Source organism: Mogibacterium kristiansenii (assembly GCF_009695905.1).
Classification (GTDB): Bacteria; Bacillota; Clostridia; order Peptostreptococcales; family Anaerovoracaceae; genus Mogibacterium_A; species Mogibacterium_A kristiansenii.
This window is the reverse complement of sequence record NZ_VUNA01000001.1, coordinates 136,728-150,551: the sequence shown is the minus strand read 5'-3', so window position 1 is coordinate 150,551 and position 13,824 is coordinate 136,728. Positions and strand designations below refer to the sequence as shown.

General features: G+C 51.9%; 17 protein-coding genes. All 17 read right to left on the bottom strand.

The genetic code is table 11. The annotated features are described in order from the left end of the window. Positions 1 to 33 precede the first annotated feature (33 nt). The 17 genes from FYJ65_RS00735 to fumC all read right to left on the bottom strand — a co-directional run bounded on the left by FYJ65_RS00735 (position 34) and on the right by fumC (position 13,800). On the bottom strand, positions 34 to 705 hold the full coding sequence (locus FYJ65_RS00735; RefSeq protein WP_154553432.1) for a response regulator transcription factor: 672 nt from the start codon (positions 703 to 705) through the stop codon (positions 34 to 36). 17 nt (positions 706 to 722) lie between these two features. After that, positions 723 to 1,982: an FtsX-like permease family protein gene (locus FYJ65_RS00730; RefSeq protein ID WP_206157229.1), complete on the bottom strand. Its 1,260-nt coding sequence runs from the start codon at positions 1,980 to 1,982 to the stop codon at positions 723 to 725. Positions 1,983 to 1,993: 11 nt separating this feature from the next. Further along, positions 1,994 to 2,158, bottom strand: a complete 165-nt coding sequence (locus FYJ65_RS10025; protein ID WP_439786649.1) for a hypothetical protein — start codon at positions 2,156 to 2,158, stop codon at positions 1,994 to 1,996. Beyond that, entirely contained in the window at positions 2,158 to 2,631 is a 474-nt protein-coding gene (locus FYJ65_RS00725; RefSeq protein ID WP_465223469.1) for an ABC transporter ATP-binding protein, read from the bottom strand. The genes FYJ65_RS10025 and FYJ65_RS00725 overlap by 1 nt, the downstream gene beginning before the upstream one ends. 170 nt (positions 2,632 to 2,801) lie before the next feature. Further along, the gene (locus FYJ65_RS00720; protein WP_154553430.1) at positions 2,802 to 3,623 is read right to left on the bottom strand and encodes a histidinol-phosphatase; all 822 of its coding nucleotides are present in this window, start codon (positions 3,621 to 3,623) and stop codon (positions 2,802 to 2,804) included. 3 nt (positions 3,624 to 3,626) lie between these two features. Then, positions 3,627 to 4,280 carry a bifunctional phosphoribosyl-AMP cyclohydrolase/phosphoribosyl-ATP diphosphatase HisIE gene (gene hisIE / locus FYJ65_RS00715; RefSeq protein WP_154553429.1) on the bottom strand — a complete coding sequence of 218 codons (654 nt, stop codon included), beginning with the start codon at positions 4,278 to 4,280 and terminating at the stop codon, positions 3,627 to 3,629. A 27-nt stretch (positions 4,281 to 4,307) separates the two neighbouring features. Beyond that, positions 4,308 to 5,066 (bottom strand): imidazole glycerol phosphate synthase subunit HisF, encoded by a 759-nt coding sequence (gene hisF, locus FYJ65_RS00710; protein WP_154553428.1) that lies wholly within the window; start codon positions 5,064 to 5,066, stop codon positions 4,308 to 4,310. Next, positions 5,063 to 5,776, bottom strand: a complete 714-nt coding sequence (hisA, locus tag FYJ65_RS00705) for a 1-(5-phosphoribosyl)-5-[(5-phosphoribosylamino)methylideneamino]imidazole-4-carboxamide isomerase (protein WP_154553427.1) — start codon at positions 5,774 to 5,776, stop codon at positions 5,063 to 5,065. The genes hisF and hisA overlap by 4 nt, the downstream gene beginning before the upstream one ends. Positions 5,777 to 5,787: 11 nt before the next feature. Further along, positions 5,788 to 6,396 carry an imidazole glycerol phosphate synthase subunit HisH gene (gene hisH / locus FYJ65_RS00700; protein ID WP_154553426.1) on the bottom strand — a complete coding sequence of 203 codons (609 nt, stop codon included), beginning with the start codon at positions 6,394 to 6,396 and terminating at the stop codon, positions 5,788 to 5,790. Beyond that, positions 6,396 to 7,181: an imidazoleglycerol-phosphate dehydratase HisB gene (gene hisB / locus FYJ65_RS00695; protein ID WP_154553425.1), complete on the bottom strand. Its 786-nt coding sequence runs from the start codon at positions 7,179 to 7,181 to the stop codon at positions 6,396 to 6,398. Before hisB ends, hisH begins: the two co-directional genes overlap by 1 nt. Before the next feature lie 3 nt (positions 7,182 to 7,184). After that, a complete protein-coding gene (hisC, locus tag FYJ65_RS00690) occupies positions 7,185 to 8,249 on the bottom strand; it encodes a histidinol-phosphate transaminase (RefSeq protein ID WP_154553424.1) in 1,065 nt (354 codons plus the stop codon). Between the two features lie 3 nt (positions 8,250 to 8,252). After that, complete coding sequence (gene hisD / locus FYJ65_RS00685; RefSeq protein ID WP_154553423.1) at positions 8,253 to 9,530, bottom strand: histidinol dehydrogenase; 1,278 nt, start codon at positions 9,528 to 9,530, stop codon at positions 8,253 to 8,255. 34 nt (positions 9,531 to 9,564) lie between these two features. Further along, the gene (gene hisG / locus FYJ65_RS00680) at positions 9,565 to 10,200 is read right to left on the bottom strand and encodes an ATP phosphoribosyltransferase (RefSeq protein ID WP_154553422.1); all 636 of its coding nucleotides are present in this window, start codon (positions 10,198 to 10,200) and stop codon (positions 9,565 to 9,567) included. Next, on the bottom strand, positions 10,184 to 11,314 hold the full coding sequence (locus FYJ65_RS00675; RefSeq protein WP_154553421.1) for an ATP phosphoribosyltransferase regulatory subunit: 1,131 nt from the start codon (positions 11,312 to 11,314) through the stop codon (positions 10,184 to 10,186). The genes hisG and FYJ65_RS00675 overlap by 17 nt, the downstream gene beginning before the upstream one ends. Beyond that, positions 11,307 to 11,600 (bottom strand): YerC/YecD family TrpR-related protein, encoded by a 294-nt coding sequence (locus FYJ65_RS00670; protein WP_154553420.1) that lies wholly within the window; start codon positions 11,598 to 11,600, stop codon positions 11,307 to 11,309. Before FYJ65_RS00670 ends, FYJ65_RS00675 begins: the two co-directional genes overlap by 8 nt. A gap of 174 nt (positions 11,601 to 11,774) precedes the next feature. Next, positions 11,775 to 12,416, bottom strand: coding sequence for a hypothetical protein (locus tag FYJ65_RS00665; RefSeq protein WP_154553419.1), 642 nt, complete (start codon positions 12,414 to 12,416; stop codon positions 11,775 to 11,777). Between the two features lie 10 nt (positions 12,417 to 12,426). After that, on the bottom strand, positions 12,427 to 13,800 hold the full coding sequence (fumC, locus tag FYJ65_RS00660) for a class II fumarate hydratase (RefSeq protein ID WP_154553418.1): 1,374 nt from the start codon (positions 13,798 to 13,800) through the stop codon (positions 12,427 to 12,429). Between the last annotated feature and the right edge of the window lie 24 nt (positions 13,801 to 13,824).

The following is a 13,824-nucleotide window of genomic DNA, read 5'->3' as shown; positions in this document are numbered from 1 at the left end:
CGTTCACCTCCTTCCAACGTTTACTCCACGGATTTAAGAAATGAGATACCCTCGTCCGGGTTTTGTAACAATTACATCTCGGAGTCCGGCTTCCTCTAGTTTCTTCCGAAGCCTTCCCACATTCACCGTCAGCGTATTTTCTTCTACATAGCAGTCATCCTGCCATAAGGCCAGCATCAAATCCTGGCGGCTGACGATTCGACCCTTGTTCTCCAGCAGGGTTCGAAGAATTCGAAATTCATTCCGGGTCAATTCCACCGATGTACCGTTTACCGACAGCATCCCGTCATTCAAGTTCAGCCGGGCACCCTCGAAATCGATGATGTTCGGATTGCCCTCAATCTCATAGCTCCTTCGAAGGATTGCTTTTACCTTTGCGGAAAGCACCAGAGGATCCACGGGTTTCGCGATAAAATCATCTCCACCCATATTGATGGCCATCACGATATTCATGTTGTCGGATGCGGAGGACAGAAAGAGTACCGGAACGCCCGAGATCTCCCGGATTTTTTCACACCAATGGAATCCGTTCAGATAGGGCAATCCGATGTCCATCAATACCAGATGGGGATCGTAATCCTGAAATTCTTCCATTACGTTTCGAAAATTCGAAACGGTTCGAACGTCATTTCCAAAACCCATCAACTGGTTCTCGATTAACTCCGCCAGGTTTTTATCGTCCTCTACGATAAAAATTCGATACATACAATTCACCCATCCTTCTACCGCACAATACGATAATAGATTCGGGACGTGAGACGGTAAATAATCCCATATCCCAGCACATACATCCCGTATGCCCCCAAGCCGCATCCGATAAACAGGGCTTTGTTGGTAAGCATCAGGACTTTCAGCAATTCAATGAGAATCGGAAATGCCACCGCAGTATGAACGCCGGCGACCATCACCGGTAAGAAGAATACCATCCGAACTTGGGATTGAATGGTCTTTTTCACCTCTCCGGAACTCATGCCCACTTTTTCCATAATCTGAAACCGTTTCCGGTCTTCATATCCTTCCGAAATCTGCTTGTAATAGATAATCAACACCGTAGCAAAGAGGAACACTATTCCCAAGAGGATTCCCAGAAACAGAAAGGATCCGTACATGGATTTCAATGCACCCTTCATATCCCATGCGGAATCCACCGCCGGGACAACACCGCGGATGCCGTAATCCTCTGCCAGAATGGATGTAACCCGCTGACGAAAAATTCGCGTAAATTCCTCCCCCTCTCGATACGTCTGTGCCGGATTCTTAAATCCCACTCCCAGACAGTTTACCGTGCTGAAGGCGTGATTTTGATTGAGGCGTCGGGCGACGCTTTCCTCTGCCACAACGATTCCGTATCGTTTGGTATTGGACAGACTGCTTCCGTTCTCCTTTACCGGGAAGTAATTGATCCACTTCCGAACCTTCAGCTTTTGATGGTTCAAATTCAAGATCTTCATGGAATAATCTACCGAAGTTCGAAGCGAGCAAAGGGCGATTTCATTTCCCTTCAAATTCAGCTTCTCGCCGCCCAATGCAGCCGGAAGAATCAGACTTACCTTTGGGATGGTTTCGGTCCCCATCATCTTCGTCAGAATCAACAGACTCAGCTTATAGAACAGAATCCCGGAACCGATGCCAATGCCGATGCCCGCGGCACTGCTTATTCCGCTTTCGTAACCAAAAACCCTTGCGACGTGCTTTTTTTCCATCCCCAGTGCGTAGTACAGACCGTATTCCTGCATCCGCTGTTTCATCAGGAATTTGGCCGTGTACATCAACAGCACGACGGAAAGAATCGCCAGGATAAAGGTTCCCAGCATCATAAAGGTGGGAAGATATTCCCCGCCGTAAATGTTCTTCATCTTGGGTTCCAGCGCCAAGGTCAGCATGATGTAGAAGCAGGCGGTCAATCCGGCTTCCGTAAGAATCCGGGGAACGTAATAACGATAATTCTTCTGCAGATTGTTTTGGGCAATTCGTCTATACAATGAAGAGAACATTACCGCTCACCTCCTCTCCGCAACATGGAGAGGGTATCCGTAATTTTCTGATACAATTCCTGGTCGTCGCTCTTCCCCCGGTACAGCTGATGGAATACCACTCCGTCTTTGATGAACATCACTCGATCCGCATGGGCTGCCGCATTCACGGAATGAGTGACCATCAGAATGGTTTGCCCTTTCTGATTGATTCGCCGGAAACCTCAAACGGATATTTCAGCATCAGGTCCTGAATACCGATGACCGAAACCACCTCTTCGAGTTTCTCCTTCAGCGTACTCACCTCTTGTCCGTCCAGCACCAGTGGCAGGAGAATGTTATCTCTCAGATTCAATGTGTCCAGCAGATTATATTCCTGGAATACGAATCCCAAATTCTCTCGTCGGAACTTGGCCAGTTCGGCATCGGAAACGGAATTCAGCGGAATCCCATCCAGTACCACCTCTCCGCCGGTCGGCTGATCCAGTGCCGCCAGAATATTCAGCAGAGTGGTCTTGCCGGATCCGGATTCTCCCATAATTGCCACATATTCTCCCGGTTCCACCGAGAAGGTCACATCCCTCAATGCTTCCACCCGGTTTCCGCCGAATCGGCTTTGATAAGTTTTCCGTATTTTCTTCACTTCCAGAATTGACATTTCTGTATCCTCCTTTTGGTTTATCATTCATCTGTTGAATCTATGATACTTCAATGTCTTTTTCCGAAACATCGAACCTCGTGACAAAATCGCCGCTTCATGTGACATTTCCGTCACCTCGTTACCTCACAAAAACCGGGGACGGAATCTCCATCCCCGGCATTCGTAAACTATTCAATCGGAATTTCCTCCGTCACGCCGCCGCCGTGGAACACCGTCACCGTCCGGAATCCGGCTTCCTTTGCAATGGCAAGAGCTTGATCAAACCCTCGATTCAAATGGTCCACGCTGTGAGCATCGCTGGAAATGGTAATCCGTCCGCCCAGCCGACAGATTTCCTTCAGAATTTCCCGGGACGGATAGCATTCTCCATCCTCTCGCCAACTCAGGGGCGTGATGTTGATTTCAAAAGGCCGTCCCTGAGGCACCAGCCGCTCCAGCGCCTTCTTCCAGGCCGTCACATACCGCGGATGATGCTCGTCCACCAGCACTGTCCCGTTTCGGTTGAACTTTTTGATTAAATCAAAGTGACCGATGAAATCACAACCTGTCTGTTCCACCACCCGGGCCACTGTATCGAAGTACGTCTCCGCATAGGCGTATGGGTCGTTTCCGAACTTCTCGATGGTCTTTCGAACCACTTCCTCGCTCTCGTCCACCGGAATGTACTCTCCCTCCCACCGGATGTAGTGCACCGATCCGATGGAATAGTCCAAATCCCGGCAATCGAGATCCGAATAGAAGTCCCGTTCCACCCCCAGCAGGATTTCCATCTGCCCCTCATATTTTTCCCGAAGGGCCCGCACCTGCCGGCAGTACTCCGGAAAAGTCTCCGGCGTCATGCAATAGAAGGTGTCGAAATCCGTATAGGAATGCCCGGAAAAACCCAGCGCGGTGAATCCTTTTTTTGCCGCCGCCTCGGCCATCTCTTCCGGTGTGTTCTGCCCGTCGCAAAAATCGGTATGGGTGTGATAATTTCTTTTCCAGTCCATGGGTTACTCCGCTCTGCTCTTTTCCTGCTTTACCTTGTGATCGATTACGTGGCGGGAAGCCAGCTCCCGGCGAATGTCCTCCAGCGAAATCCCCTGCTCGATCATCATCACCATCACGTGGTACACTAGATCCGAAATCTCGTAAATGGTCTCCTTCGGGTCGTTGTCCTTCGCCGCAATAATGACCTCCGTGGACTCCTCCCCGATTTTCTTCAGGATTTTGTCCAGTCCCTTCCGGAACAGGTAGGTGGTGTAGGATCCTTCCTGAGGATTCGTCTTCCGCCCCCGAATGAGCTCCATCAGGGCATCCATGGTAAAATCAGACTTCTCCTCGCTTTGGTATACCGGGTTGAAAAAACAGGTTTCCGCCCCGGTATGGCACGCCGGGCCGTCCTTTTCCACCACTACCTTCAGGGTGTCCAGGTCGCAGTCCGCCGTGATGCTCACGATGTGCTGGTAATTGCCGCTGGTCTCCCCTTTGGTCCACAGCTCTTGGCGGGACCGGCTCCAGAAACAGGTTTTCCCCGTTTCCATGGAAATCTTCAGGCTTTCCCGATTCATGTACGCCACCATGAGAAGCCGGTGGGTTCCGGCTTCCACAATTACTGCCGGAATCAATCCTTTTTCATCAAATTTCAACTGATCAATCTCTGTCATCGTCTCTCCCCTTTGTCCCTTCGGTTTCTACAGCCGAACGGAAATATCGTTTTTCTTTAGTTCTTTTTTCAAATCCGGAATCGCCACTTCTCCGAAATGGAAAATGGACGCCGCCAGACCGGCGCTTACCGTCGGAATCTCTTGGAAGAGGGTGACGAAATCCTGAATGCAGCCCGCACCGCCGGAAGCGATGACCGGTACATCCACCACTTCGCACACCGCCTTCAGCATCGGTAGGTCAAATCCCTGTTTCACGCCGTCGGTATCGATGGAGTTGAGCACCACTTCGCCGGCGCCTCTCTCCACACTTTCTCGAATCCATTCCACCGCATCCATGCCCGTGTTCTCTCGGCCGCCCTTGGCGAAGACCCGATAGGTTCCGTCCACCCGAGCCGCATCCACGGACAGGACCACGCACTGGTTTCCATATTTTTCCGCCGCCTGCCGGATCAGCTCCGGATTCCGGATGGCACCGGAATTCACGCTGACCTTGTCGGCACCGCACTTCAGCACCCGGTCGAAATCCTCCAGGCTGTTGATGCCGCCGCCCACGGTGAGCGGGATAAATACCTTGGAGGCCACTTCGGTCAGCACTTCGGTGAACAGCTTCCGTCCCTCTGCGGATGCGGTGATATCGTAGAATACCATTTCGTCCGCACCGTTTTTCGTGTAGTATTCCGCCAGTTCCACCGGGGAATTTACGTCGCTGAGGCCCTGAAAATTCACGCCCTTCACGACTCTGCCATCTTTTACATCCAGGCAGGGGATGATTCTTTTCGTAATCATTCTGCCTCCTGTATTGCGCTCTTCAGATCAATCACGCCCTGATAATACGCTTTTCCGATAATCGCACCGTAGAGGCCGATGTCCTTTAAGGCCCGAATGTCCTCGATGGACGAAATTCCGCCGGAAGCGATGAAGCGCATCTTGTACTTCGCAGTCAGCTTTTCGTACATGGCCCGGTTGGTTCCCTCCAGCGCACCGTCCTTGGAAATATCGGTGCAGATGATATATTTCACGCCCTTCATCTGCATGTTCTCGCAGAAATCGTGAAGCGTGTACATGGATTTCTGGGTCCATCCCCGAATTGCCACATAGCCGTCCTTTACATCGGCACCTACCGCAATCCGATTTCCATGCAAACGCGTCGCCTCCACCACCAGGTTTTCGTTGGTAATGGCCGACGTGCCCAGGATAATCCGGGACGCTCCCATATCGATATACTTTTCAATGGTTTCCATATTTCGAATGCCGCCACCGATTTCCACCTTCAGACCGGTGGCATCGATGATCTCTTTAATCACCCCCATATTCGGTGTTCCCCCATCCCGGGCACCTTCCAAATCCACCACGTGAATCCAGCGAGCACCGGCTTCTTTAAATTTCAGCGCCGTGTTCACCGGGTTTTCATCGTAGACGGTCATCTGCTCGTAATCTCCCCGGAACAGTCGAACGGCTTTTCCTTCATAGAGATCGATGGCTGGTAAAATTTTCATTGGCATACCTCCTATAGTTCACAGAAAGCTTTCAGAATCGAAAGTCCCACCTCACTGCTTTTCTCCGGATGGAATTGGCATCCGGACACGTTATCTTTCTGAACCGCCGCAGTCATTTCCACCCCGTAATCCGTGGTGGCGATGACGTACTCCGCCGGCGTCTCCGCATAATAAGAATGCACGAAGTAGACGTAGTCCCCATTGGCGGTGTTTTTCATCAGCGGGCTGGGCTGCTTCAGCATCAGTTCGTTCCATCCGATATGGGGGATGGGCAGATCCTTTGGAATTCGTCCCTCCATGGGAACAATTTCTCCGGGAATCAATCCCAGGCCTTCGTATTCGCCGTACTCATAGCTCCGATCGAAGAGCATCTGCATTCCCAGGCAGATACCCATCAAAGGCTTTCCCTTTCCGGCTTCTTCCTGTACCACTCGGTCCAGGCCGGTGCTTCGAAGGGCTTCTCGGGCATCCCGGAACGCGCCTACGCCCGGAAGAATTAATTTATCCGCTTTCCGAATTTCCGCCGGATTTCCGGTGTAATCCGCATCGATCCCAATCGCTCTCAACGAGGATCGCAGGGAAAACAGGTTCCCTACCCCGTAATCGATAATTCTAATCATTACAGTAGTCCTTTCTTTAGAAGCTCTTTCTCCAGCTCCTCCGTGGAAGACAGTTCCTTCCGAACCGGGGCTGCCGGCTCCCGAGAAACCTGCTGGGTCATTCCCTTCGCGATGCCCTTGGAATAGGTGTCGCTGCCCAGCCCCCGGGGAACATCATCGTATTCATCCTCTATGGGAATCACATCCTCTTCCGTCTCCGTCAGTCGCCCTTTGGTGGAAGGAATTTCATTGCGGAAGCGCTCATCCACCGCCACCGCTTTTCGCAAGGTGTGGGCCAGAGATTTAAACATTCCCTCAATGATATGGTGACTGTTTGTTCCCGCCAGCTGCCGGATATGAAGGGTCACGCCGGCATTTCGAACGAACCCCATCACGAACTCCTCTGCAAGCTCCGTATCGAAGGTCCCCACCTTCTCCGTTGGAATTTCCATTCGGTAATCCAAATATGACCGGCCGGAAATATCCAGAGAGGTGAGAATCAAGGCTTCATCCATGGCCAAAGTCGTATCTCCGTAGCGACAGATGCCCTGTTTATCCCCCAGCGCCTTTGCAAAGGCCAGTCCCAGGCTGATTCCGATATCTTCCACCGAATGGTGATCATCCACGTACACATCCCCCTGACACTTCACCTTCAGGTCAAACCCGGCATGCTTCGCCAGCAGCACCAGCATATGATCCATGAATCCAATCCCCGTATCGATTTCACTCCAACCGCTGCCGTCCAGATCCAGATAAAGCTGCACCTGCGTTTCTCCCGTGGAACGGTTCACTTCGGCTTTTCTCATCTTCTATTCCTCCTGCAGAATTTCTCTCAGCTTTTCAAAGAGCACATCCATCTGCTCTTTCGTACCTATGGTAATTCTAACATAATCCTGAATCCGTTCTGTGGTGAAATGACGAACCAGAACCCCTTTCTCTTTTAATTTCCGATAAAGCTTGTCGCCATCCATTCCGGGACGACGGGCAAAAACAAAATTCGCTTTGGACGGAAGTACCTCGAAACCCATGGACGTCAGCGTTTCCGCCGTATACTTCCGGTTTTCCTGAATGATTTCGGCGTTCTTTCGGTAATACGCCTCTTCCTCCATCGCTGCGCTTCCCAGAATCAAAGACAGGGTATTTACGCTGTACGGATTGGTGGAGTACTGAAGAGTAATCAGATCTCGAATCAGCTCCTGATTTCCGATGGCAAATCCCAATCTCCCTCCGGCAAAGCTTCGGGATTTGGAGAATGTCTGAGAGATGAGAATATTGTCGTATTTCTTGGTAAGAGGTACGGCAGACTCCGCTCCGAAATCCACGTATGCCTCATCGATCAGCACGACGTGATTCGGATTTGCTTTTACAATCTCTTCGATGACCTCTAATGACAAGGCGATTCCCGTCGGTGCGTTTGGGTTTGGAATGATGACGTTGCAGTCATCCCGGCAGTAATCCCGGTAATCGATGGTCATGTCCTCCTGCAGGGGTACCTTTCGGAAATTCACCCCGTGAAGGTTGGCGATGACCTCGTAGAAACTGTAGGAAATATCCGGAAACAGCAGCGTGTCCTCATCGTCATTAAAGGCCATCATAGCGAAGTTCAGGATGTCGTCCGAACCGTTGGCCAGGAACACGTTCTCCGGCTCCACCCGGAACCGGTCCGCCAGCATCGCCTTCAATCGGCGTCCCGTCGGATCCGGATACAGCCGAAGCCGCTCCATGTCCGCCTCTTTCAGCCTCCGGCAGACCCCCGGAGCCGGCGGAAACGGAGATTCATTGGTGTTTAGCTTAATGTACTCCATTTCCTTCGGCTGTTCCCCCGGTGTATATGATTGAAACCCTTTATACCGTTCTCTGATATATCGACTCATGGCTTACCGCTCCTTCCTGTTTTTTCTCACCAGAACGCTTCTTCCGTGAGCATCCAAGCCCTCTTCCGCCGCGAAGCGCGCCACCTTATCCGCAATCTTTGCCAGTGCATCCTCCGTGTAATAGGAATACTGCATCTTCTTGGTGAAATCGTCCACCGACAGCGGGCAGTTGAACCGCGCCGTCCCGCCGGTAGGCAGGGTGTGGTTCGGTCCCGCAAAATAGTCCCCCAGCGCTTCCGGGCAGTTCTTTCCCAGGAAGACGGATCCGGCATTGCGGATTCGATCCAGATAATCAAACGGATTGTCCACGCAGAGCTCAAAGTGCTCCGGCGCAATCTCGTTGGCAATATCGATTGCGGTTTCGATATCTTCCGTTAAAATAATTTTTCCGTTATGTTCAATGGATGCCCGGGCAATCTCCTCCCGCGGCAATACCTTTAATTGCTTTTCCAATTCCTGCGGTACCGCTTCCGCCAATTCCGGGCTGTCCGTCACCAGCACCGCGGTTGCAAAGCGGTCGTGTTCCGCCTGGGACAGCATATCCGCCGCCACCACTTCCGGAACGCAGGTTCCGTCCGCTACGATGAGAATCTCGCTGGGACCGGCAATCATATCGATGGAAACTATGCCGTAGACCTGTTTTTTTGCCTCTGCCACAAAGGCATTTCCCGGCCCTACGATTTTGTCCACCGCCGGAATGGTTTCCGTTCCGTATGCCAGCGCCGCAACGGCTTGGGCTCCGCCCACCCGAAAAATTCGATTTGCGCCGCCGATCTTTGCCGCTGCCAGCAGCACCGGGCTGATTTTTCCATCCGTGGCCGGTGTGGTGATGATGATTTCCGACACTCCGGCGATGTGCGCCGGAATGCAGTTCATCAATACCGTGGACGGATATGCCGCGGTTCCCCCCGGCACGTACAGACCGGCTCTCTCAATCGGCACCACCTTCTGTCCCATGACAATTCCCGGTTTCTCGTTCAAGATAAAGCTGTTCCTCTTCTGGCGGCTGTGAAATTCCCGAATGTTTGCCGCCGCCTCTTCCAGTATTTCAATCAGCTCCGGATCCACGGAACGGTACGCCTCGTCGATTTCCTCCGGCGTCACTTCCAGGGGTTCTCGGGAGCGATCGAATTCCAGATTGTACTGACGAAGGGCTTCGTCCCCGTCCCTCCGAACCGTATCAATAATTTCCGATACAATGTTCTCCACATTTGCCGGCATCTCCGTGCGGGCAAAAATATCTTCCGGGGCCACTTCCCCGTATTTGTAAGTTCTAATCATAGTATGTAATCTCTATCCTTCTTTCCCTGCTTCATTACTTCTCGGAAACTTCCGATGCCAGTCCTTCCAACACCGCCTCGATTTCCCGAGTCTTGAATTTGAATGCGGACTTATTGGAAATAAACCGGGCGCTGATGTCCACGATGGTCTCCTGAATCTCCAGGTTGTTGGCCCGAAGGGTGTTCCCGGTCTCCACAATATCCACAATCACATCGGACAGCCCCAGAATCGGCGCAATCTCGATGGATCCGTTCAGCTTGATGATATCGATATCTCTGCTTTTACCCCCGTAGAACTTCCGGGCGATTTCCGGAAATTTGGTGGCAACCCGAAGGGTATGCCCCGTGTCGTCCTGCCAATCCTTTGGCGCCGCGACCATCATCCGACACTTGCCGCACTTCAGGTCCAGCAGCTCGTATACGTCCGGCTTGCTTTCCAGGAGGATGTCCTTCCCCACAACTCCCACATCTGCGGCCCCGCGTTCCACGTAGCTTGCCACATCCGAAGGCTTCACCCAGAAATATCGAATGCCCTTTTCTTCATTTTCAAAAATAAGCTTGCGGCTTTCCTCCAGAAGCTCCGGGCATTCAAAACCCGCATCGGCGAACATCTGATACACCTTCCGTCCCAGTCGCCCTTTGGGAAGCGCTACGTTAATCGTCTCTTTCAACCGTCTTCACCTCCCCGTTTTCAATTCGCACCAGCTCCCGATAACGGAGCTTCTTCGGAACTCGTTTTTGCACGGAGACGCTGAGTCCCCGGTCCGTGTAATCTCGAACCACCTGATTTAGCTGATTCAAATCTTCCCACGGCTGATCCAGAATCACCACATCCACATCGATGTCCCGGCGAACGCGGTTCAGCTCTTCCAGGGAATCCATGGAAATGGAAAAACCGATGGCGCCGGCACTTTCCTTTCCCATCACTTCCATCAGGTTGTCGTACCGACCGCCTGCCAGAATCGGGCGGACAATGCCTTTGATGAATCCCTGGAAAATCACGCCGTTATAATAGCCCATGTCGTTTACCGCGGAGAAATCGAAGCGCACGTTCTTCTCCAGCTTCTGTGCCTTCAATGCGGATACCAGCACTTTCAGTTCTCCCACAGCACGACGCATGGTGTTGTTCACCGCCAGCTGATCCAGATCGCCCACCACTTCGTCAATGGGACCGTAGGTGGTAATCAGCTTTCGAAGACGCCGAATCATTTTCTCCGGAACGCCTTGTTTCCGGCAGATTTCCGCTGCGCCGTGGAAGTTTTTCTCTCCGATGCACTGCAGCACCTTTCGTTCCGCCTCCTTGGGCAGATTCAGCAGAGAAGCCAGTGCCCGAACGATTCCCATATGGGAGAGATCCATCACGTAATTCTCATCGATCAGTGCCAGACTTCGCACCGCCAAAAGAATCACCTCGCACACATCGTAGGATCCGATGTCCCCGATGCATTCGATGCCGGTCTGGGTGATTTCCCGGAAATCCCTATATTCTCCGGAAAGTCGATAGACCTCATCATCGTAGCAGAATTTCTGCACCTCTCCCGGCAAGGGTTCCGCCATCTTGGCGATGGACAACGTCACGTCCGGCTTCAACGCCATCAGCTTTCCCCGGGCATCCGTAAAGGTGAGAATTCCATCCTCCCCCAGAAAATCCTTATTCTCAGCGTACAGCTCGTACTCTTCGAACTTTCCGGTCTTAAAGCGCCGGTATCCGTAGTTCCCGAAAAGCTCCCGAAGCCGATACACTGCCTTCTCGTCATTCCTCAAAATTCTGTCGTAATCAATCATCCTCTTCCTTTAGCCTTTCCAATACCGCTTTGTATCCGCCGGGTCCGTACATCAAGCATTTGTTCACCCGCCCGATGGTCGCCGAACTGCTTCCCGTTTCCTTGCTGATTTCGTTGAACACCATGCCCTCCGACAGCAGCTTCGCCACCTCCAGCCGACGGCAAATATCCTGAATCTCCTTAATCGTGCAGATATCCTCGAAGAATTCCTTCACTTCCTCTTCATTCTGAAGAGATAACACGGCCCGAACAAAATTATCGTAATACTTCTTTTCCTTTTCGTTCATTCCAACCATCCCCTCCTCTTCGGTTGTGTTCATGCTTTAGCACGCTAACATTGTAACACGCAGCTTTTTGTAAGTCAATTTTCTTGGTTGGTTTTTATAAAAAAACATAAAAAAATTGTGCTAAAAATATTAATTCTTAGCACAATTTCGTTATTCTTTCGTTTCCGGCAAGGCCTACTGTTCCGAGCCTTCTTCCAGATATTTCCGGCGGAGGGTTCCCGGCTGCACGCGAACCAATTCTCCGTACGGTTCCAGCAAATCATCCAAATCGTATTCGTCGAACCCGATCAGCGCATATATTCCGTTGATGGAATGCTGCCGAACCTCTTTCGGGGTCTTCACTTCCAGCATGCCCTTCCCCTTGAAATACAGGCAATTGACCTCATCGTCCCGAATGATTTCCTTGAGATCCTTATCCTTAATATAATAGGTAATCATCATCATTCCCTGCTGATAGATGTAGTACAGGCCCTTTGGCGCCGCCTCAATTCGGGCAGAATGAATCGCACCGAACGGCTTCTCGTACACCTTCTTCCCCAAGCGGTTCACCAGAAGGGTTACCAAACCGGTTACCCAGATGGATGCGTGCAGCGGCAGCATCTCCTTGGCAGTGCTTCCTCCCTGAGTAAAGAGATAGGCCTTGTAAATGCCAAAACACCCGAGTCCGAATACCAGGAACGTCAGGAAGCGGTACAGCTTGTACTTCGGATGCGCCGCATACCATTCGTTCTTTCGCCGGTTCAGCAGATTTAAATCTCCCAGATACTTATCGTTATTTCGATCTACGTATAATTCTTTCTTGTTCTGTTCGCTCATTGATTCCTCGTTATTCTTCCACTCCGGTCATCTGCAGGAGATTGACCCACTGATCGTATTCCTCGCCGGTGTACATTCCAAGATCGATTCCCGCTTCCCGCAGGGTGCTGTTCTCCCGGTGAGCCTTCTTCGCAATCCGCGCCGCCTTCTCATATCCGATATGCGTATTCAATGCGGTTGCCACCATCAGCGACTTCTCCGCATTTTCCGTCATCTTGTCTTCATTCACCTCAATGCCCCGAACGCAGTTCTTTTCCAAAGAAGTGAGGGACTCTGCCAGCAGATTAACCGATTCCAGGAACGCCTCTGCCATTACCGGCATGTACACGTTCAATTCGAAATTTCCCTGAGATGCGGCCACGCCGACTACGGTATCATTGCCCATCACGCGTACTGCTACCATGGTGGCGGATTCCGTCTGAGTCGGGTTCACCTTCCCCGGCATGATGGAACTGCCCGGCTCGTTGGCTGGAATGGTAATCTCACCCATTCCGCATCTCGGGCCGCTGGCCAGCCAGCGAATGTCGTTGGCCATCTTCATCAAATCGGCCGCCAATCCCTTCAGTGCGCCGTGAGCCGCCACGTAAGCATCCTTCGAAGACAGGGCATGGAATTTGTTCGGTGCGGTGACGAAATCCTTTCCCGTCAAACGGTTCAGGTTCATCACGGCCTGCTCTGCAAATCCCTTCGGCGCATTCAAGCCGGTGCCCACTGCCGTACCTCCCAGCGCGATCTCCTTCAGGGATGGCAAGGTTCTCTTCACGTTTTCCAAGCTGTGCTCCATCATGGATTTCCAGCCGCTGACCTCCTGACCGAATGTCAGCGGAACCGCATCCTGAAGATGGGTTCTTCCGGTCTTGATGGTCTTCATGTATTTCTTTTCCAGTTGATCCAGGGTCTGAATCATGCAGTTCACCGCCGGAATCAACTTCTCCTCAATGGCGAACACCGATGCAATGCTCATGGCCGTCGGAAAGGTATCGTTGGAGCTCTGGGATTTGTTCACATCATCGTTGGGATGAAGCACTCGGCTTCCTGCCAGATCCGCGGCACGGCCGGCAATGACCTCGTTCACGTTCATATTGGTCTGGGTACCGCTTCCGGTCTGATAGACCACCAACGGAAAATGATCGTCCAGTTTGCCCTGGAGAATTTCATCGCACACGATAAAAATGTAGGATGCCTTCTCCGGCGGCAGCACTTTCAAGTCCATGTTGGCGCAAGCCGCCGCATTCTTCAGATAGGCAAATGCGTGAATGATTTCCACCGGCATCTTTCCGCCCACCTTGAAGTTCTGAAAACTCCGCTGCGTCTGTGCACCCCAGTACCGATCTGCCGGTACCTTCATTTCTCCCATCGTATCCTTTTCGATTCTGTATTCCATCTTTCCTTGCCTTTCCCTCTGAGG

Coding starts and splice junctions, on each gene's coding strand:
- FYJ65_RS00735 (WP_154553432.1), bottom strand. CDS start 705: ATGTATCGAATTTTTATCGTAGAGGACGATAAAAACCTGGCGGAGTTA.
- FYJ65_RS10025 (WP_439786649.1), bottom strand. CDS start 2,158: ATGGTCACTCATTCCGTGAATGCGGCAGCCCATGCGGATCGAGTGATG.
- FYJ65_RS00725 (WP_465223469.1), bottom strand. CDS start 2,631: ATGTCAATTCTGGAAGTGAAGAAAATACGGAAAACTTATCAAAGCCGA.
- FYJ65_RS00720 (WP_154553430.1), bottom strand. CDS start 3,623: ATGGACTGGAAAAGAAATTATCACACCCATACCGATTTTTGCGACGGG.
- hisIE (WP_154553429.1), bottom strand. CDS start 4,280: ATGACAGAGATTGATCAGTTGAAATTTGATGAAAAAGGATTGATTCCG.
- hisF (WP_154553428.1), bottom strand. CDS start 5,066: ATGATTACGAAAAGAATCATCCCCTGCCTGGATGTAAAAGATGGCAGA.
- hisA (WP_154553427.1), bottom strand. CDS start 5,776: ATGAAAATTTTACCAGCCATCGATCTCTATGAAGGAAAAGCCGTTCGA.
- hisH (WP_154553426.1), bottom strand. CDS start 6,396: ATGATTAGAATTATCGATTACGGGGTAGGGAACCTGTTTTCCCTGCGA.
- hisB (WP_154553425.1), bottom strand. CDS start 7,181: ATGAGAAAAGCCGAAGTGAACCGTTCCACGGGAGAAACGCAGGTGCAG.
- hisC (WP_154553424.1), bottom strand. CDS start 8,249: ATGAGTCGATATATCAGAGAACGGTATAAAGGGTTTCAATCATATACA.
- hisD (WP_154553423.1), bottom strand. CDS start 9,530: ATGATTAGAACTTACAAATACGGGGAAGTGGCCCCGGAAGATATTTTT.
- FYJ65_RS00675 (WP_154553421.1), bottom strand. CDS start 11,314: ATGATTGATTACGACAGAATTTTGAGGAATGACGAGAAGGCAGTGTAT.
- FYJ65_RS00670 (WP_154553420.1), bottom strand. CDS start 11,600: ATGAACGAAAAGGAAAAGAAGTATTACGATAATTTTGTTCGGGCCGTG.
- FYJ65_RS00665 (WP_154553419.1), bottom strand. CDS start 12,416: ATGAGCGAACAGAACAAGAAAGAATTATACGTAGATCGAAATAACGAT.
- fumC (WP_154553418.1), bottom strand. CDS start 13,800: ATGGAATACAGAATCGAAAAGGATACGATGGGAGAAATGAAGGTACCG.